Below are 18,439 nucleotides of genomic sequence, written 5' to 3' on the forward strand. Positions count from 1 at the left end.
ACTGGCCAGGGTTCAGTGGTCGGCCCGGGGTCCGGCCCGGGCTCAGTGGTCGGCCCGGGCCTGCGGGTTGTGGTGCAGCCAGGCCTGCCAGGCGGAGGCGACCATCGACTCCACGTCGTGCTCGGCGCTCCAGCCGAACTCCGCGCGGATCCGGTCGGCCGAGGCGACCACCTTGGCCGGGTCTCCGGGGCGGCGCGGGGCGGTCTCCGGGGTGAACCGGCGCCCCGTCACCCGGGCGATCACGTCCAGCATCTCCAGGACCGACACCCCCTCGCCGCGTCCGACGTTCAGGGTCAGCGCGCCGGGCTCCGGATCGGCGTCCAGGTGCCGGACGGCCGCCAGGTGGGCGGAGGCCACGTCCGCGACGTGGATGTAGTCCCGGACGCAGCTGCCGTCCGGGGTCGGGTAGTCGGTGCCGAACACCAGCGGCGCCCGCCCCTCGGTCAGCCGCTGGAAGACCATCGGGACCAGGTTGGCCGCGCCGCGGTCGGCCAGCTCGGCCGTCGCCGTCCCGGCCACGTTGAAGTACCGCAGCGAGACCCCGGAGATCCCGTACGCCCGCGCGCAGGCGGCCAGCAGCCACTCGCCGGCCAGCTTGGTCTCGCCGTACGGATTGAGCGGGGCGCACGGGGTGGACTCGGTGACCAGCTCGACGTCGTGGGGCATGCCGTAGACGGCGGCGGAGGAGGAGAACAGCACCCGCCGCACGCCGGCGGCCACGGCCGCGGACAGGACGGTCCGCATGCCCTCGACGTTCTCGCGGTAGTAGCGCAGCGGCTCGGCCACCGACTCGGCGGGCTGCTTCTTGGCGGCGATGTGCAGCACGCCGCGGACCGGATACCGGTTCAGCACCCGCTCGACGGCCGCCGGGTCGAGGGTGGAGCCGACCTCCAGCGGTACGCCGGCGGGCAGACGGTCCCTCCCGCCGCTGCTCAGGTCGTCCAGGACCACCACCGGCACACCCGCTCCGGTCAGCGAACGCACCACGTGGCCGCCGATGTAGCCCGCTCCTCCGGTGATCAGCCAGGTCATGCCGGGATCCTATGCCCGACGGCGCAATGCCGGGCGCGCCTGTCGATCGATTCGGACATAAAGGTGAAATGCTGACAAAGTCAGTTGAGATTCCGGAGGTTGTCCAGGTGCGCCCGAAGAAGGAACCGACCCGTCCGCTCCCGGCGGGCCCACGCCCCACCGGGCCCAAGCTGTGGTCGGCCCCGGTCACCGCGCTGGCGCTGGTCGGGCTGCTGGTCACCGGCTGCAGCAGTTCGACGTCCTCGTCCTCCTCGTCGCCCTCCGCCACCACGGCCTCGGCCGGTGCGAGCGCCAGCCCCTCCGCCGCGTCGTCCGGCAGCAACCAGCTGCAGGACGACTACCAGCGGGTGATCGCCAACGTGCTGCCCTCGGTGGTGCAGATCACCGCCGGCGACAGCCTCGGCTCCGGGATCGTCTTCGACGACAAGGGCGACATCGTCACCAACGCCCACGTCGTCGGCACGGCGCAGAAGTTCACCGTGACCCTGGCCAACTCCACCACCGAGCTGGACGCCACGCTGGTCGGCAGCTATCCGGAGTCCGACCTCGCGGTGATCAAGCTCAGCAGCCCGCCGAGCGGCCTCAGGCCGGCGGTCTTCGGGGACAGCAGCAAGGTCGAGGTCGGCCAGATCACCCTGGCGATGGGCAGCCCGCTGGGCCTGTCCAGCAGCGTGACCCAGGGCATCGTCTCGGCCACCGGACGCACCGTCAGCGAGCCCCAGAGTGCGGGCTCGCCGGGCGCCACCATCGGCAACATGGTGCAGACCTCGGCGGCGATCAACCCCGGCAACTCCGGGGGCGCCCTGGCGAACCTCGCCAGCCAGGTGATCGGCATCAACACCCTGGCCGCCGTCGACCAGGAGCTCAACGGCAGTGCCGCCCCCGGCATCGGCTTCGCCATCCCGGCGGCCACCGTGACCAACATCGCCAACCAGCTGATCAAGGACGGCAAGGTCACCAACTCCGGCCGGGCCGCCCTCGGGGTCACCGCCCGGACCTACTTCAACGCCGAGTACCAGCCGGCGGGCGCGGTGCTCGTCTCGGTCACCGCGGGCGGCCCGGCCGCCTCGGCCGGTCTGCAGCCCGGCGACGTGATCACCAAGCTGGGCGACACCCAGATCACCACGCTCGCCTCGCTGACCACCGCCCTGGCCTCCCTGACACCCGGCGACAAGATCACCGTCACCTACCAGCGCAGCGGCGCGACCAAGACCGCCGACGTCACGCTCGGCTCGCTGTAGCCGCAACCGGCTCCACCGGCCCCGGGCCCGGAGCGCCGCCACCGCGCAAGGGACGGCGGCGCCCCGGGCCCGGTCACGTCGGGGCCGGTCAGGCGCGGGTGGCCCGGGTGCGCCAGGGGAGCTCTACGGTCACCGAGGTCGGGCCGCCGGCCGGGCTCTCCACCAGGAAGACACCGTCCACCGCGCCGACCCGCTCGGCCAGCCCGGCCAGGCCGCCGCCCGGCCGGGTGGTCGCGCCGCCGGCGCCGTCGTCCTGCACCAGCAGCATCAGCCGGTCGTCGTGGCGCCAGACGTCCACCGTCGCCGAGCGGGCACCGGAGTGCTTGGAGACATTGGTGAGCAGCTCGCTGACCGTGAAGTAGGCGATGCCCTCGACCGCGGAATCCGGCCGGGCGCCGTCCGCACCGAGCTCGACGTGGACCTTCACCCCGCCCGGGACGGTGCAGCGGGCCGCCACCGCGGAGAGTGCCGCGTCCAGCCCGCGGTCGGTGAGCACCGCGGGGTGGATGCCCCGGGCCAGATCCCGCAGCTCCTGCAGGGCCAGCTTCACCTCGCCGTGCGCAGCACCGACCATCTTCGCGGCGGACGCCATGCTCTCGGGGGTCACCTCCTCCGTCAGCCGCTCCTTGGCCAGGCCGAGGTCCATCGCCAGCGCGACCAGCCGGGCCTGGGCGCCGTCGTGCAGGTCGCGCTCGATCCGGCGCAGGTCGGCGGCGGCGGTGTCGACCACCGCACCCCGGTCGTCTTCCAGCTCGCGGACCCGCTCGGCCAGCGCGTTCGGACTGACCAGGCTCTCCACCAGCACCCGGTCGACCAGGGCCAGCGCCCGCATCGCCCAGGGCAGCAGCGGCCAGCCCACCACCAGCAGCACCAGCGTCAGCGCGAAGCCGAGCACCCCCCACGGCAGCAGCAGCACGCAGTAGATCACCGAGCGCCAGTTCAGCGAATCCGTCAGCGCCGCGATCACCCAGCCCGCCACTCCCGAGCCGCGCACCGCCATCGGCCCCGGCTCGGGTATCCCGCTGCCCAGATCCGCCCGGGCCCGGCCGCGCGCCAGGCGCCCGAACCAGCGGCACCCCACCAGCCCGGCCGCCAGCAGCGGCAGACCCACCACCGTCACCGCCAGGGCCACACCCACCGAGAGCATCACGACGGCGAAGACGAACCCGGCGATGCCGACCGGCAGATTCAGCAACTGGTGCCGCACCCGCCGCCACATCGGCGCCCCGTACAGCGACGGGGGCTTCGCTTCTTCCGTCATGACCTGCCTGCACCCACTTCCGGGCTCGATCCGTTCTGTCGTGATCAGCATCCCGGTTGCCGGCACCCCGCCGCCATGGTGCTGAGCTCCGTCTTGACCCTGGTGCTAGCCCCACCCCTCAACCTGGTGCGGTGTCCACCGACCGTCTTGCACAGCGGGCAGGTGGAGGAGTAGACGGACGGTGCACTTAGACTCACGCCCTAGCGATGGTTATGGGTGTGTAAAGAAGAGAGGCGAGCGCATGAAGTGGCAGCCGGTCGCTGCCGACCCTGCCGCGGGCAGTGGCTACTTCGACGCGTACGCGGCGGTGGGCCTGCTCGCCGTCGTCGGCGTGCTCTTTGTGGCCGTGGCGTTCACCGCCAACCGCCTGCTGCGCCCGGTCGTCCACTCGCCGGAGAAGCTGCTGGCGTACGAATGCGGCGTCGACCCCGTCGGCGAAGGCTGGGCGCACACCCAGGTCCGCTACTACGTCTATGCCTTCCTCTACGTGATCTTCGCGGTCGACGCGATCTACCTCTTCCCCTGGGCGACGGTCTTCGCCGCCGCGGGGTACGGGGCGACGACGCTGGTGGAGATGTTCGTCTTCATCGGCTTCCTCGCGGTCGGACTGCTCTACGCCTGGAAGAAGGGCGTTCTGGAATGGACGTGACCCACAGCCACGCGCACGGCGACCAGGGCGGGCCGATCCCGCTCGGCATGCCGGACCCCGCGCACCCCGGCGCCGCCGTCGAGCAGCGCCGCCTCGGCCCGCTCGCCCGGCTCGCCCCGGACCCGGTCAAGGTCGTCCTCAACTGGGGTCGTCGCTACAGCCTCTGGTGCTTCAACTTCGGCCTCGCCTGCTGCGCGATCGAGTTCATCGCCGCGTCGATGGCCAAGCACGACTTCATCCGGATGGGTGTCATCCCGTTCGCGCCCGGCCCCCGCCAGGCCGACCTGATGATCGTCTCGGGCACCGTCACCGACAAGATGGCGCCCGCCGTGAAGCGCCTCTACGAGCAGATGCCCGAGCCCAAGTACGTCATCTCCTTCGGCGCCTGCTCGAACTCCGGCGGCCCCTACTGGGACTCCTACTCCGTCACCAAGGGCGTCGACCAGATCATCCCGGTCGACGTCTACGTGCCCGGCTGCCCGCCCCGGCCCGAGGCCCTGCTCCAGGGCATCCTCAAGCTCCAGGAGAAGATCGCCGCCGAGCAGCTGCCCGAGCGCTACGCCGCACCCGCGTCCGCGCTGCGCCGCCCGCTCGTCACCGGCCCCGGGGAGGCGGCCCAGTGACCGCCCCCGAGCAGAACGCCCCCGAGCCGACCCCCGCCGAGCCGACCCCCGCCGAGCGGACCGCCGCCGCGATCGGCGAATGGGCGACCGCCGCCGAGGCGTACGACCTGCTGACCGTCGACGTCCCCGCCGAGCACTGGATCGAGGCGCTGACCGCCGCCCGGGACGGGCTGGGACTCACCTACTTCGACTGGCTGAGCGCCGTCGACGAGCTGGCGGAAGGGTTCTCCGTCTCGGCGCACCTGGCGTCCGTCGGCGTCCCCGGCACCGTCCGCCACCTGCTGGTCCGCACCCGCGTGCCGCGCGACAAGGCCGTGCTGCCCACCGCGACCGGCGTGTACGCGGGCGCCGCGTGGCACGAGCGCGAGACCAACGAGATGTTCGGCATCGACTTCGCCGGACACCCGCACCTGATCACCCTGCTGCTGCCGGACGGCTTCGAGGGCCACCCGCTGCGCAAGGACTTCGTCCTCGCCGCACGCGTCGCCAAGGCCTGGCCCGGAGCGAAGGAACCCGGCGAGTCCGACCACGGCGACGGGCCCGCCCGCCGCAAGATGCAGCCCGCCGGTGTCCCCGACCCCAACGAGTGGGGGCCGCTCAAGGGCACCCTGCCGCCGATCGCCGAACGGCCCGCGCGGGCTGCCCGGACGCCGCGAGCGGCTGCCGCCGGCGCCGGCGCGGGTGAAGGCGCGGCGGCGGTGCGGGCGGACCGTCCGCGACGGACCCGCTCCATCAGCGACGGCTCCGTCAGCCAGACCGAGGAGACCCCGGCGACGGGCGACGCCCCCGCGGTACGGGCCGACCGGCCCCGCCGCACCCGCAGCGTCGACGCCGGCTCCGTCAGCCAGACCCCCGCCGGTACCGAGCGTCCCGCGACCCCGCGCACCCGCTCCACCGACGCCCCCTGGCACACACCGGTCCCCGCCCACGAACCCCCGGCTGCGCCGGATGCGACCGCCGGCGCGGAGCCGGCGAAGCCGGATGTGGCTGCGCCGCAGGCTCCTGCCGACGCGGAGTCGGCGAAGCCGGAGGCTGCTGTGCCCGCTGCGCCGGAGGCGGCCGAGCCGCAGACTCCCGCCGGTGCGGGGACGCCTGCGCCTGCGCCTGCTTCCCCGGCCGCGCCGGAAGCCCCGGCTGGTGCCGCCCCGGCTGTGCCGGAAGCCCCCGTCGGCGGGGAGCAGGAGGGCGCCGAGCCGCCGGCTCCCGCGGACGCGGAGCCGGGTGCGGATGTGGACGACGACGGTGCGCGGAACGGAGACGGCGCGTGAATCTTCTCGACACGCTGCTGCGCTGCGTCGCGACGCTGGTCGCGTTCCTGGTGCTGCCGCTGGTGGTCGGTCAGACCGAGCACAAGGTGATGGCGCACATGCAGGGCCGTCTCGGCCCGATGTACGCGGGTGGTTTCCACGGCTGGGCGCAGCTGGTCGCCGACGGCGTGAAGTTCGCGCAGAAGGAGGACATCGTCCCCTCCGGCGCGGACCGCCGGATCTTCCGGTACGCCCCGGCCGTCGCGCTGCTCCCGTACCTGCTGGTCCTGCTGGCGATCCCGGTCGGTCCGGGCGGGTTCGTCGGTCAGGCGATCGACGCGGGTATCTTCTTCGTCCTGGCCGTGATGGGCATCGGCGTGCTGGGCTCGCTGATGGCGGGCTGGGCGTCGGCGAACAAGTTCTCCCTGCTGGGCGGTCTGCGCACGGCGGCGCAGCTGATGTCGTACGAGCTGCCGATGCTGCTGGCCGCGGCGTCGGTGGCGATGGCGGCGGGGACGGTGTCGCTGCCGGGCATCGTGGACGCGTTCCACTGGTGGTGGCTGCCGTGGCAGGCGATCGGCGCGTTCGTGTTCTTCACGGCGGGTCTCGCCGAGCTGCAGCGTCCGCCGTTCGACATGCCGGTCGCCGATTCGGAGATCATCTTCGGCGCGTACACCGAGTACACCGGCCTGCGCTTCGCGCTGTTCCTGCTGTCGGAGTACGCGGGCATCGTGGTGGTCTCGGGCCTGACCACGGTGCTGTTCCTCGGTGGCTGGCACGGCCCGTTCGCGGACAGCCTCGGCTGGCTGTGGACCCTGCTCAAGACGTTCGCGCTGGCGTTCGTGGTGATCTGGCTGCGGGTCACCTATCCCCGGCTGCGCGAGGACCAGCTGATGCGCTTCGCGTGGACGGTGCTGATCCCGCTCGCGCTGGTCCAGCTGGCTCTGACCGGCATCATCAAGGTGGCGATCTCCTAATGCCTATCCCCGGTTCCGGTCTGGCCAAGGGCCTGGCCGTCACGCTGCGCACGATGACGCGCAGGAGCGTCACCGCGCAGTACCCGGACGTGCAGCCGGTGCTGCCGCCGCGCAGCCGCGGGGTGATCGCGCTGCTGGAGGAGAACTGCACGGTCTGCATGCTGTGCGCCCGCGAGTGCCCGGACTGGTGCATCTACATCGACTCCCACAAGGAGACGCTGCCCGCCGCCGATCCGAACGCCCGTGCCCGCACCCGCAACGTGCTGGACCGGTTCGCGATCGACTTCTCGCTCTGCATGTACTGCGGCATCTGCATCGAGGTGTGCCCGTTCGACGCGCTGTTCTGGTCGCCGGAGTTCGAGTACGCGGAGACCGACATCCTCGACCTCACGCACGAGCGGGAGCGGCTGCGCGAGTGGATGTGGACGGTGCCCGCGCCGCCCGCGCACGACCCGGCGGCGGAGGAGCCCAAGGAGATCGCCATGGCCCGCAAGGCGGCCGAGAAGCTGGCGGCGGCCGCCGAGGCCGCGGCCGCGGGAGGTGAGCAGGAGTGAGCGCGCTGCTCGCCGCCGCCGGTTCGCTGGAGCCGGCCGCCCGGTCCTTCCTGTCGCCGACCGGGCAGGAGGTCGTCTTCCTGCTGGTCGGCGTTGCGGTGCTGGGTGCCGCGGTCGTCTCGGTGACCACCAAGCAGCTGGTGCACGCCGCGCTGTGGCTGGTGGTGGCGCTCGGCGGCCTGGCCGTCGAGTTCCTGCTGCTCACGGCGGAGTTCATCGCCTGGGTGCAGGTGCTGATCTACCTGGGGTCGGTGATCGTCCTCGTCCTGTTCGGCCTGATGCTGACCAGGGCGCCGATCGGCCGCTCCCCGGACGCGGACTCGGGCAACCGGTGGGCCGCGCTGGCGGTCGGCGTGGCCTCGGCCGCGACCCTGGTCACCCTGGTCGTGGACGCGTTCCGCAGTTCGTGGATCGACCTGTCGGCCGGTGCCGGCTCGACCCGGGCCACCGGCGAGTACCTGTTCCGGTACTGGGTGCTGCCGTTCGAGGCGCTGTCCGTCCTGCTGCTGGCCGCGCTGGTCGGCGCGATCGTGCTCTCCCGGAACGGGAAGGGCCGGCTGCCGCGCCCCCGTGCCGGGCAGCTGCGCGCCGCCGTCCGCTCCGCCAAGGCTCCCGCCGCGTCGAAGGGGCGCTGACCGTGCACCTCGCCTACCCCGCCGTCCTCGCCGCGCTGCTGTTCAGCGTCGGCGTCTACGGCGTGCTCGCCCGGCGCAACGTCGTGCTGGTGCTGATGTCCGTCGAGCTGATGCTCAACGCGGTCAACCTCAACCTGGTGGCGTTCGACACCTGGCTGCGCGACGCGCTGCACGCCGGTCAGGCGCTGACCCTGTTCACCATCACGATCGCGGCCGCCGAGATCGGTCTGGGTCTGGCGATCGTGCTGCTGGTGTTCCGCACCCGCCGCACCGCCGACGTGGACCGGATCACCGCCCTCGGCGACCCGTTCGAAGCCGCGGAGCCGTCCGCGGAGACCGAGGAAGCGCAGGCCGTCGCATGAACCTCGCCCTGCCGATCCTGGTCCCCGTGCTGCCCGCGCTCGGCGCGGCGGCCACCCTGGCCACCGGCCGCAAGGTGCCGGGCCTGGCCCGCCCGCTGGCGATCCTGCCGGTCGCGGTCTCGGCCGTGCTGGCCCTCGTGGTCGCCCTGCAGCTGGGCACCGGCACGCTGAACGCCGCCACCCGGCTGACCCCGACCGGCGGCCCGGACATCACCCTCGCCCTGCACCTGGACGGCTTCACCTCGGTGATCTCCGTCCTGGTCGGCCTGGTCGCCACCTGCGTGCAGGTGTACTCCACGGCCTACCTGAAGGACGACCCGCGCTACCCCTCGTACGCGGCGCTGGTCTCGCTCTTCACCGCGGCGATGTTCGTGGTCGTCTACTCCGGCGACCTGATCGTCCTGCTGGTCGGCTGGGAGATCATGGGCATCTGCTCGTACTTCCTGATCGGCCACCACTGGGAGACCGCGGACGCCCGCTCGGCGTCGCTGAAGGCGTTCCTGGTCACCAAGCTCGGTGACGTGCCGTTCCTGTTCGGCATCTTCCTGCTCGGCGCGGACGCCGGCACCTTCCGGATCGACGGGGTGCTGACCGCCGCCGCGGACGGGCGCCTCGGCCACCCGACGCTGATCGCGCTGCTGCTGCTCGCCGGCGTGGCCGGCAAGAGCGCGCAGTTCCCGCTGCACACCTGGCTCCCGGACGCGATGGCCGGTCCGACGCCGGTCTCCGCGCTGATCCACGCCGCCACCATGGTCGCGGCCGGCATCTACCTGGTCGCCCGGCTGCTGCCGGTCTTCCTGCTCTCCGCCGCCGCGCTGGTCGTCCTCTCCGTGATGGCGGCCGTCACCATGATCGGCTCGGCGCTGTGCGCGCTCGCCCAGGACGACCTCAAGCGGGTGCTCGCCTACTCGACGGTCGGCCAGCTCGGCTACATGGCCGGCGCCCTCGCCTCCGGCGACCGCGACGCGGCCGTGTTCCACCTGGTCACCCACGGCGCGTTCAAGGCGCTGCTGTTCCTGGCGGCCGGCGTGGTGATCCACGCCGCGCACACCAACTCCCTCTCGGCGATGTCCCGGATGCCCGGCCTGCGCCGCCGCGTCCCGGACGCCTACTGGACGATGGGCATCGGCCTGGTCGCCCTGGTCGGCCTGCCGCCGTTCTCCGGGTTCTTCTCCAAGGAGGCGGTGCTGACCGCCGCCGAGCACGCCGCGACCGGCGAGGCGATCACCGGCGGCCTGGCCCCGGCCTCCGCGGTGCCGTCCGCCGCGGGCTGGATCGTGCTGGTCTCCGGCATGCTGACCGCGCTGCTCACCGCCGCGTACGCGACCCGGCTGTGGCTGGTCGCCTTCCACGGCCGCGCGCTGACCGGCCTCCCGGCCGAGCCGCAGGCCGGCGCCCCGTACTCGCCGGAGATCGACGAGGCCGACCCGGCGAAGGCCGAGCCGGCTGCGATGCGCTGGCCGCTGTGGGTGCTGGCGATCCCGACCATGGGCCTCGGCGTCCTCGGGCTGCGCACCGACTGGCTGCCCGAACTGCTCGGCGGCAGCTCGCTGCGCCCCTCGGTGGACACCGCCGTGATCGGCACCGGCCTCGCGGTGGCCGGTGTGCTGATCGCGTACGCCGCCTGGCGCTCCGCCGGCGCCCGGCAGGCCGCCCGCGCCCCGCAGGTCGAGGGCCGGGTGCCCGAGCAGGCCGGACCGCCGGCCGTCGAGCAGCTGCCCGCCGACCCCGGACGCAGCCTGCTCGGCCCGCTGTTCGGCCCCGCCCAGCACGGCTTCGGCGTGGACCGGCTGTACAGCGCGCTGTTCGTCCGCCCGACCGAGGCGCTGGCCCGGCTGGTGCAGTTCCTCGACCGCGAGGTGGTCGAGACGTACGTGCGCGGCGCCGGCAACGGGGCCACCGCGCTCGGCTGGCTGGTCCGCCGGGCACAGAGCGGCAACGCCCAGGCCTACCTGAGCGCGCTGCTCGCCGGAGCCGTCGTCCTCGCCGTCCTGGTGGCGGTCGGCTCATGATCCAGATTTCCCGTCCCGACCCGGCACGCCCTGGGAGCACCCGGTGAACGCAGTCCTCATCGCCCTCCTGGTGCTGCCGCTGCTCGGCGCCGCCCTCACCCTGGCGCCGATCGCCGACCGGCTCGCGCTGCGGCTCGGCGTCGCGGTCACCGGTGCGGCGCTGGCCCTGAGCGTCGCGCTCGCCGCGGGCTTCGACCACGACCACCCGAGCCGGATGCAGGCGGTCACCGACGTCGCCTGGATCCCCGCCCTGAACGTCCGCCTCCACCTCGGGGTGGACGGCATCTCGCTGCCGCTGCTGGTGCTCACCGCGCTGCTCAGCCTGCTCTGCGCGGTGTACTCCACCAAGCGCCTGCCGAGCGGCGAGGGCGTCCCGGGCGCGCGGGCCTTCACCGGGCTGCTGCTCCTGCTGGAGGTCGGCATGCTCGCCACCTTCGCGGTGCTCGACCTGGTGCTGTTCTTCGTGGCGTTCGAGATCGTGCTGATCCCGATGTACTTCCTGATCGCCCGCTGGGGCAGCGGCGCGAAGGTGTTCGCCGCCAACCGCTTCATCCTCTACACCCTGCTCGGCTCCGCCGTGATGCTGCTCGGCTTCCTGCTGATCGGCCTGAACGCCGGCACCTTCGACATGACCCGGCTCGCCGAGGCGCACGGCAGCGGCCTGAGCCACACCACCCAGGTGATCGCCGCGCTGGCGATCCTGGTCGGCCTGGCGGTCAAGGCCCCGGCCTGGCCGCTGCACAGCTGGCTGCCGGACGCGCACACCGCCGCCCCGACCGTCGGCTCGGTGCTGCTGGCCGGCGTGCTGCTGAAGATGGGCACCTACGGCCTGGTCCGGGTGCTGCTGCCGATCGTCCCGGACGGCACCGCCACCTTCGCCCCGTACCTGGGCGCGCTGGCCGCCGTCGGCATCCTCTACGGCTCGCTGGCCTGCCTGGCGCTGGCCAGGCCCGGCGCCAAGGGCGACCTCAAGCGGCTGATCGCGTACTCCTCGGTCGGCCACATGGGCTTCGTGCTGCTGGGCATCGCCTCGCTCACCCCGACCGGCGTCAACGGCGCGCTGTTCGCCAACATCGCCCACGGCCTGATCACCGGCCTGCTGTTCTTCCTGGTCGGCGCCGTCAAGGACCGCTACGGCACGGCCGACCTGGACACCCTGGCCGGCACCACCGGCGCCGCCCTCTACGGCCGCGCCCCGCGGATCGGCGCCCTGCTCGCCTTCGCCGCCGTCGCCAGCCTCGGCCTGCCCGGCCTGGCCGGCTTCTGGGGCGAGCTGCTCGCCATGTACGGCGCCTTCGACCCGGCGGCCGGCCTCTCCCGCCCGGCCTTCGTCACCTACATGGTGATGGCCGGCCTCGGCACCCTGCTCACCGCCGGTTACCTGCTGCTGGTCGTCAAGCGGGTCTGCATGGGCGACCCGAAGCAGCCCGCCCCGGTCGCCGGCCTGTCCGACCTGAAGGCGTACGAGGCGGTCAGCTGGACCCCGCTGGTCGCGCTCACCGTGGTCGCGGGCCTGTGGCCGGCCCTGCTGCTGAGCCTGTCCGACCCGGCCGTGAAGCACCTCCTCGGAGGTGGCTGAGATGACTCCCACTCCTCACCTGGGGCAGCCCGCCATGACCTCGCTCGCCGTCGCCGACCCCGGCGCGCTGATCCAGTCCGTCGACTGGCTGGCCGTCGCGCCGCCGCTGACCGCGGCCCTGGTCGCCCTGGCGGTGCTGCTCGCCGACCTCTTCCTGCCGGAGGCCCGCAAGCGCGTCCTCGGCTGGATCACGGTCGCCGGCCTGGTCGCCTCGCTCGCCCTGCTGCTCCCGCTCGCGACCGGCGGCACCCGCTCGACCTTCTGCCTGAAGGACGCCGGCTGCTCGTACGTCGCCGACCCGTTCGCGCTGGTCTTCCAGCTGCTGGCGCTCGGCGGCGCGCTGATCACCGCGCTGCTCTCGCTGCACACCGTGGAGGAGGAGAAGCTCCCGGGCGGCGAGTACTGGTTCCTGCTGCTCAGCAGCGCCGCCGGCGCCGCCCTGCTGCCCGCCTCCCGCGACCTGGCGACGCTGATCATCGCGCTGGAGGTGGCCTCGCTGCCGGCCTTCGCGCTGGTGGCGCTGCGCCGCGACGGCCGCGGCGCGGAGAGCGCGCTGAAGTTCTTCCTCTCCTCGGTCACCGCGACCGCCGTGATGCTGCTCGGCGTCAGCTTCGTCTACGCCGCCACCGGTTCGATCCACCTGGGCGCGGTCGCCGACGGCCTCGGGCACGTCCAGCCGCAGCTGAAGCCGCTGGCCGAGGCCGGTGCGGTGCTCACCCTGGTCGGCTTCGCCTTCAAGGTGGCCGCCGTCCCCTTCCACTTCTGGGTGCCCGACACCTACACCGGCGCCCCGCTGCCGGTGGCCGGCTACCTCTCGGTCGTCGGCAAGGCCTCCGGCCTGGCCGGACTCGCCCTGGTCACCACCCTCGCCTTCCACCCGTACGGCCGCACCTGGGGCCTGGTGCTCGCGGTGCTGGCCGCGCTCACCATGACGGTCGGCAACGTCGGCGCGCTGCGCCAGCGCTCCGACACCCGGTTCGGCGCGCTGCGCCTGCTCGCCTGGTCCTCGGTCGGCCAGGCCGGCTACCTGCTGGTCCCGCTGGCCGCCGCCGGCTACCGGGGTTCGACCGAGCCGCTCGGCGCGACCGTGGCGTACGCGCTGATCTACGGCCTGGTCAACCTGGGTGCCTTCGGCGTGGTCGCGGTGGTGGCCCGCTCCGGCGCGAGCCGGCTGGACGACTTCCGTGGCCTGTACGCCCGCAACCGCTGGGCGGCGCTGGCGCTGGCGTTCTTCCTGCTCTGCCTGGCGGGTCTGCCGCCGGGCGTGGTCGGCCTGTTCGGCAAGGTCGTGGTCTTCCAGGCGGCGGTCGACGCCGGCCTGGGCTGGCTGGCCGTGGTGATGGCCGTCAATGTGGTGATCGCTCTGTACTACTACCTGCTGTGGACGGCGAAGCTCTTCGCCCCGGCGGGCCCCGACGCGGTGGAGAGCGGCCGGGTGCCCGGCCCGCTGGCCGCCACCCTCGGCCTCGCGGCGTCCGGCGCGGTGGTCCTCTCGGTCGCGCCGCAGCTGGTCCTCCAGGTCGTGGGCGGCACGCTGTTCTGAGCTGTGGAACAGTGCTGAGGGGAACGAACCCGCAGCTCTCCTCCGTTGACCCCGGCAGAGGATGAGTCGCAGAAGGCTTCCCATCGCACCACCACGGAGGGCCCTGCAGTGCACCGCCAGCACAACGGTTTGCGGACCGCCGTCCTTCTCGGCGGGCTGTCCGCGCTGATCCTGGTGATCGGCAGCTTCTTCGGCCGTACCGGTCTCCTGATCGCCCTGCTGGTGGCCGTCGGCACCAACGCGTACGCGTACTGGAACAGCGACAAGCTGGCCCTGCGGGCCATGCGGGCCCGGCCGGTGAGCGAGATCGAGGCGCCGCAGCTGTACCGGATCGTCCGCGAGCTCTCCACCTCCGCCCGCCAGCCGATGCCCCGGCTGTACATCTCTCCCACCCCCGCGCCGAACGCCTTCGCCACCGGCCGCAACCCGCGCAACGCGGCGGTCTGCTGCACCGACGGCATCCTCCAACTGCTGGACGAGCGCGAGCTGCGCGGGGTGCTCGGCCACGAGCTCAGCCACGTCTACAACCGGGACATCCTGATCTCCTCGGTGGCCGGGGCGCTCGCCTCGGTGGTGATGTTCCTGGTCAACTTCGCCTGGCTGATCCCGATCGGCCGCAGCGACGACGACGACGGACCCGGCCTGATCGGGATGCTGATGATCATGATCCTCGGGCCGATCGCGGCCGGGCTGATCCAGCTCGCGGTCAGCCGCTCCCGCGAGTACCAGGCCGATGCCGACGGCGCCCGGATCACCGGCGACCCGCTGGCCCTCGCCAGTGCCCTGCGCAAGCTCGACGCCGGCACCCAGCGCCTCCCGCTCCGGCCCGAGCCGCAGCTCCAGACGGCCAGTCACATGATGATCGCCAACCCCTTCCGCCCCGGCGAGGCGGGCACCCGGCTGTTCTCCACCCACCCCCCGATGCGCGAGCGCATCGCCCGCCTCGAACGCATGGCCGGCCACTGACCGCGCCGCGGCCGACCGGGTGACCCGCTAGGGCGCGCCACCGCACCCGACCGTCCGTCACTGGTAGTGCTTGACCGACTACCCGGCGACGCTGAGGGGTGCTGCGGTGACGATCCTGCCGAGCGAATCCATGGGTGCGCCGCCCCGGCCGCCGAAGCCGCGCCGGTGGTTCGGCCGGCGGCGCCGGGGCGGCCGGGCGCTGGTGCGCTGGCTGACCACCACCGATCACAAGCAGATCGGCACCCTCTACATGGCGACCTCGTTCGCCTTCTTCCTGGTCGGCGGCGTCCTCGCCCTGGTCATGCGCGCCGAACTCGCCCGCCCGGGGACGCAGATCCTGACGAACGAGCAGTTCAACCAGGCGTTCACCATGCACGGCACGATCATGCTGCTGATGTTCGCGACCCCGCTCTTCGCGGGCTTCGCCAACTGGTTCATGCCGCTGCAGATCGGCGCCCCGGACGTCGCCTTCCCCCGGCTGAACGCACTGGCCTACTGGTTCTACCTGTTCGGCAGCCTGATCGCGGTCGGCGGCTTCCTCACCCCGGACGGCGCCGCCGACTTCGGCTGGTTCGCCTACGCGCCGCTGAACAGCGAGGTCCACTCGCCGCTGGTCGGCGCCGACCTGTGGATCATGGGCCTGGCGTTCTCCGGCTTCGGCACCATCCTCGGCTCGGTCAACTTCATCACCACCATCGCCTGCCTGCGGGCGCCGGGGATGACCATGTTCCGGATGTCGATCTTCACCTGGAACATCCTGTTCACCAGCATCCTGGTGCTGTTCGCCTTCCCGGTACTGGCCGCCGCACTGCTCTGCCTGGAGGCCGACCGCAAGTTCGGCGCGCACGTCTTCGACCCCGCGAACGGCGGGCCGATCCTCTGGCAGCACCTCTTCTGGTTCTTCGGCCACCCCGAGGTCTACATCATCGCGCTGCCGTTCTTCGGCATCGTCACCGAGATCATCCCGGTCTTCAGCCGCAAGCCGATCTTCGGCTACTCCGGCCTGATCGCCGCCACGATCGCGATCACCGGCCTGTCGGTGACGGTCTGGGCGCACCACATGTTCGTCACCGGCCAGGTGCTGCTGCCGTTCTTCTCCTTCATGACGCTGCTGATCGCCGTGCCCACCGGGGTGAAGTTCTTCAACTGGATCGGCACCATGTGGCAGGGCTCGCTGAGCTTCGAGTCACCGATGCTGTGGTCGATCGGCTTCCTGGTGACCTTCCTGTTCGGCGGCCTGACGGGCGTTCTGCTGGCCTCGCCGCCGATCGACTTCCACGTCTCCGACAGCTACTTCGTGGTGGCCCACTTCCACTACGTGGTCTTCGGCACGGTGGTCTTCGCGATGTTCGCCGGCTTCTACTTCTGGTGGCCGAAGATGACCGGCCGGATGCTCGACGAGCGGCTGGCCGCGGTCCACTTCTGGACGCTGTTCGTCGGCTTCCACGCCACCTTCCTGGTGCAGCACTGGCTGGGCGCCGAGGGCATGCCCCGCCGGTACGCCGACTACCTCTCCACCGACGGCTTCACCACGCTCAACACGGTCTCCACCATCGGCTCGTTCCTGCTCGGCCTGTCCACCCTGCCGTTCCTGTACAACGTCTGGCTGACCCGCCGCCGGGCGCCGCTGGTGACCGAGGACGACCCGTGGGGGTACGGCCGCTCGCTGGAGTGGGCGACCTCCTGCCCACCGCCGCGGCACAACTTCCACACGCTGCCCAGGATCCGCTCCGAGTGCCCGGCGTTCGACCTGCACCACCCGGACATCGCCGAGCTCGACCGCCTGCAGAACGACACCGAGGCCGTCCGTTAGCCGCGGCTCTCCCGGTCGCCCTCCCGGTCGCCGTGCAGCGCGGCGTCCAGGGCCTCGTCCAGGCTCATCGCCGCGGTGATCAGCGCCAGGTGGGTGAACGCCTGCGGGAAGTTGCCCAGTTGCTCGCCGGTCGGGCCGATCTCCTCGGCGAACAGGCCGACGTGGTTGGCGTAGGTGAGCATCTTGTCGAAGGCGTACCGGGCCTGCTCCAGCCGGCCGGCCCGGGCCAGCGCGTCCACGTACAGGAAGCTGCACAGCGAGAAGGTGCCCTCGGAGCCGCGCAGCCCGTCGGGGGAGGCGGCCGGGTCGTAGCGGTAGACCAGGCTGTCGGAGACCAGGTCCTGGTCCATCGCGTCCAGGGTGGCGAGCCAGCGCGGGTCGCGCGGGGAGACGAAGCCGGTGATCGGCATCAGCAGCAGCGAGGCGTCCAGCACCTCGCTGCCGTAGTGCTGGACGAAGGCCTGCCGCTCGGCGGACCAGCCGCGCTCCATCACCTGCAGCAGCACCGCGTCCCGGGCGGCCGTCCAGCGCGGCACGTCGGCCGGGCGGCGGAAGTGCAGGGCGAGCTGGACGGCCCGGTCGAAGGCGACCCAGCACATCAGCCGGCTGTAGGTGAAGTCCTGCCGGCCGCCGCGGGTCTCCCAGATGCCCTCGTCGGGGCGGTCCCAGTGGTCGCACAGCCAGTCCACGGTGGCGGCGAAGCGCAGCCAGCCGTCGTAGCCGACCAGTTGGGCCAGGTCGCGGGCCTGCGCGAAGGCGTGCACCGCCTCGCCGTAGATGTCGAGCTGCAGTTGGTCGGCGGCGCCGTTGCCGGCCCGGACCGGGGCCGAGCCGCGCCAGCCCTCCAGGTGGTCCAGGACCTCCTCGCTGAGGTGCGGGTCGCCGTCCACCCGGTACATGATCTGCAGCGGTTCGCCGCTGACCGTGCCGCCGGCCTGCAGCCGGGCGCCCAGCCAGCGGCGGAAGGCGTCGGCCTCCGCGGTGAAGCCCAGGTCGACCATGGCGCGCACCGACAGCGAGGCGTCCCGCACCCAGGTGTAGCGGTAGTCCCAGTTGCGCTCGCCGCCGACCTGCTCGGGCAGGCCCATGGTGGCGGCGGCCACCGGTGCGCCGGACGGGGCGTAGGTGAGCAGCTTCAGCGTGATCACCGAGCGGTTGACCTGCTGCTGCCAGCGGCCCCGGTAGCGGCAGCGGCTGATCCAGCCGTGCCAGAAGAAGCGGACGCCGTCGAAGTCCGCCCGCAGGCTCTCCGCGGTCGCCGGCAGGGGCGGCTCGGCGCCGGGGGCATCCAGGGTGAGCACGGCGGCGGCCCGCTGACCGGCGGTCAGCTCGACCTCGGCGCGGACGTCCGTGCCGTCCTGCCGCAGCGGGACGGGACCGAGCGCCTGGAGGTGGGCGGTGACCGCGGAGCCGGTGAACCGGGCGGTGTCGCCGTCCAGGAGCAGCTCGTGCCGCTCCCGGCCGTAGTCGAAGCGGGGCCGGCACTCCAGCGCGAAGCGGACGGTGCCGCGGACCACCCGCATCACCCGGATCAGGGTGTGCCGGTCGGAGACCGCCGTCGGGTCCGCCGCGAGCGGCATGAAGTCGACCACCTCGCCGACCCCGTCCGGGGTGAGGAAGCGGGTGATCAGGATCGCGGTGTCGGCCAGGTAGAGCTGGCGGACGGTGGTGCCGGGCGCGTCCACGGTGATCGAGAAGTGGCCGCCGCGCTCGTGGTCCAGCAGCCGGGCGAAGACGCTCGGCGCGTCGAAGCGCGGGGAGCAGAACCAGTCCACCACGCCCTCGGCGGAGACCAGCGCGCAGGTCTGCAGGTCTCCGATGAGACCGTGGTCGGCGATCGGCGGGTAGCGGTGCATCGGCGACGTCCTCCGCGGTGGGGTCGGTCCTTCGCCCCACCCTCCGACCGGGCGGCGCCCCGGGCCACCGGGGCTGCGCCGAACAGGCC

16 protein-coding genes are annotated in these 18,439 nt (G+C 72.7%); 13 read left to right on the forward strand and 3 right to left on the reverse strand.

Annotated features, from left to right (window positions below; genetic code table 11):
* Positions 1-42: 42 nt before the first annotated feature.
* Positions 43-1,032, reverse strand: a complete 990-nt coding sequence (galE, locus tag ACGFX4_RS04825) for a UDP-glucose 4-epimerase GalE (RefSeq protein ID WP_393070304.1) — start codon at positions 1,030-1,032, stop codon at positions 43-45.
* 107 nt (positions 1,033-1,139) lie between these two features.
* On the opposite strand from galE, the gene ACGFX4_RS04830 reads away from it, so the two are divergent.
* Entirely contained in the window at positions 1,140-2,273 is a 1,134-nt protein-coding gene (locus ACGFX4_RS04830; protein WP_393070306.1) for a S1C family serine protease, read from the forward strand.
* An 88-nt stretch (positions 2,274-2,361) separates the two neighbouring features.
* On the opposite strand, the gene ACGFX4_RS04835 is transcribed toward ACGFX4_RS04830, so the two are convergent.
* Positions 2,362-3,534 (reverse strand): sensor histidine kinase, encoded by a 1,173-nt coding sequence (locus tag ACGFX4_RS04835; protein WP_393070307.1) that lies wholly within the window; start codon positions 3,532-3,534, stop codon positions 2,362-2,364.
* A 241-nt stretch (positions 3,535-3,775) separates the two neighbouring features.
* Between ACGFX4_RS04835 and ACGFX4_RS04840 the strand changes: the two genes are divergently transcribed.
* The 12 genes from ACGFX4_RS04840 to ctaD all read left to right on the forward strand — a co-directional run bounded on the left by ACGFX4_RS04840 (position 3,776) and on the right by ctaD (position 16,494).
* Positions 3,776-4,183, forward strand: coding sequence for an NADH-quinone oxidoreductase subunit A (locus ACGFX4_RS04840; RefSeq protein ID WP_393070309.1), 408 nt, complete (start codon positions 3,776-3,778; stop codon positions 4,181-4,183).
* Positions 4,174-4,806, forward strand: a complete 633-nt coding sequence (locus tag ACGFX4_RS04845) for an NADH-quinone oxidoreductase subunit B (RefSeq protein WP_393070311.1) — start codon at positions 4,174-4,176, stop codon at positions 4,804-4,806. The genes ACGFX4_RS04840 and ACGFX4_RS04845 overlap by 10 nt, the downstream gene beginning before the upstream one ends.
* Complete coding sequence (locus tag ACGFX4_RS04850; RefSeq protein WP_393070312.1) at positions 4,803-6,074, forward strand: NADH-quinone oxidoreductase subunit C; 1,272 nt, start codon at positions 4,803-4,805, stop codon at positions 6,072-6,074. The genes ACGFX4_RS04845 and ACGFX4_RS04850 overlap by 4 nt, the downstream gene beginning before the upstream one ends.
* A complete protein-coding gene (nuoH, locus tag ACGFX4_RS04855) occupies positions 6,071-7,030 on the forward strand; it encodes an NADH-quinone oxidoreductase subunit NuoH (RefSeq protein ID WP_393070314.1) in 960 nt (319 codons plus the stop codon). The genes ACGFX4_RS04850 and nuoH overlap by 4 nt, the downstream gene beginning before the upstream one ends.
* Positions 7,030-7,584, forward strand: coding sequence for a NuoI/complex I 23 kDa subunit family protein (locus ACGFX4_RS04860; RefSeq protein ID WP_393070315.1), 555 nt, complete (start codon positions 7,030-7,032; stop codon positions 7,582-7,584). The genes nuoH and ACGFX4_RS04860 overlap by 1 nt, the downstream gene beginning before the upstream one ends.
* Positions 7,581-8,219 carry an NADH-quinone oxidoreductase subunit J gene (locus ACGFX4_RS04865; protein ID WP_393070316.1) on the forward strand — a complete coding sequence of 213 codons (639 nt, stop codon included), beginning with the start codon at positions 7,581-7,583 and terminating at the stop codon, positions 8,217-8,219. Before ACGFX4_RS04860 ends, ACGFX4_RS04865 begins: the two co-directional genes overlap by 4 nt.
* Positions 8,220-8,221: 2 nt before the next feature.
* Entirely contained in the window at positions 8,222-8,581 is a 360-nt protein-coding gene (nuoK, locus tag ACGFX4_RS04870) for an NADH-quinone oxidoreductase subunit NuoK (RefSeq protein ID WP_393070318.1), read from the forward strand.
* Entirely contained in the window at positions 8,578-10,593 is a 2,016-nt protein-coding gene (locus tag ACGFX4_RS04875) for an NADH-quinone oxidoreductase subunit L (RefSeq protein ID WP_393070319.1), read from the forward strand. The genes nuoK and ACGFX4_RS04875 overlap by 4 nt, the downstream gene beginning before the upstream one ends.
* 43 nt (positions 10,594-10,636) lie before the next feature.
* Entirely contained in the window at positions 10,637-12,172 is a 1,536-nt protein-coding gene (locus tag ACGFX4_RS04880; RefSeq protein ID WP_393070321.1) for a NuoM family protein, read from the forward strand.
* A gap of 34 nt (positions 12,173-12,206) precedes the next feature.
* Positions 12,207-13,715 (forward strand): NADH-quinone oxidoreductase subunit N, encoded by a 1,509-nt coding sequence (locus tag ACGFX4_RS04885; protein ID WP_393070715.1) that lies wholly within the window; start codon positions 12,207-12,209, stop codon positions 13,713-13,715.
* A 108-nt stretch (positions 13,716-13,823) separates the two neighbouring features.
* Positions 13,824-14,681 (forward strand): zinc metalloprotease HtpX, encoded by an 858-nt coding sequence (htpX, locus tag ACGFX4_RS04890; protein WP_393070323.1) that lies wholly within the window; start codon positions 13,824-13,826, stop codon positions 14,679-14,681.
* A 130-nt stretch (positions 14,682-14,811) separates the two neighbouring features.
* Positions 14,812-16,494 carry a cytochrome c oxidase subunit I gene (gene ctaD, locus ACGFX4_RS04895; RefSeq protein ID WP_393070717.1) on the forward strand — a complete coding sequence of 561 codons (1,683 nt, stop codon included), beginning with the start codon at positions 14,812-14,814 and terminating at the stop codon, positions 16,492-16,494.
* Here ctaD and ACGFX4_RS04900 read toward each other — a convergent pair.
* Complete coding sequence (locus ACGFX4_RS04900) at positions 16,491-18,350, reverse strand: glycoside hydrolase family 15 protein (protein ID WP_393070325.1); 1,860 nt, start codon at positions 18,348-18,350, stop codon at positions 16,491-16,493. The two genes, ctaD and ACGFX4_RS04900, sit on opposite strands and share 4 nt — an antisense overlap.
* Positions 18,351-18,439 lie beyond the last annotated feature (89 nt).

Source organism: Kitasatospora sp. NPDC048365, from assembly GCF_043200835.1.
Lineage (GTDB): Bacteria > Actinomycetota > Actinomycetes > Streptomycetales > Streptomycetaceae > Kitasatospora > Kitasatospora terrestris.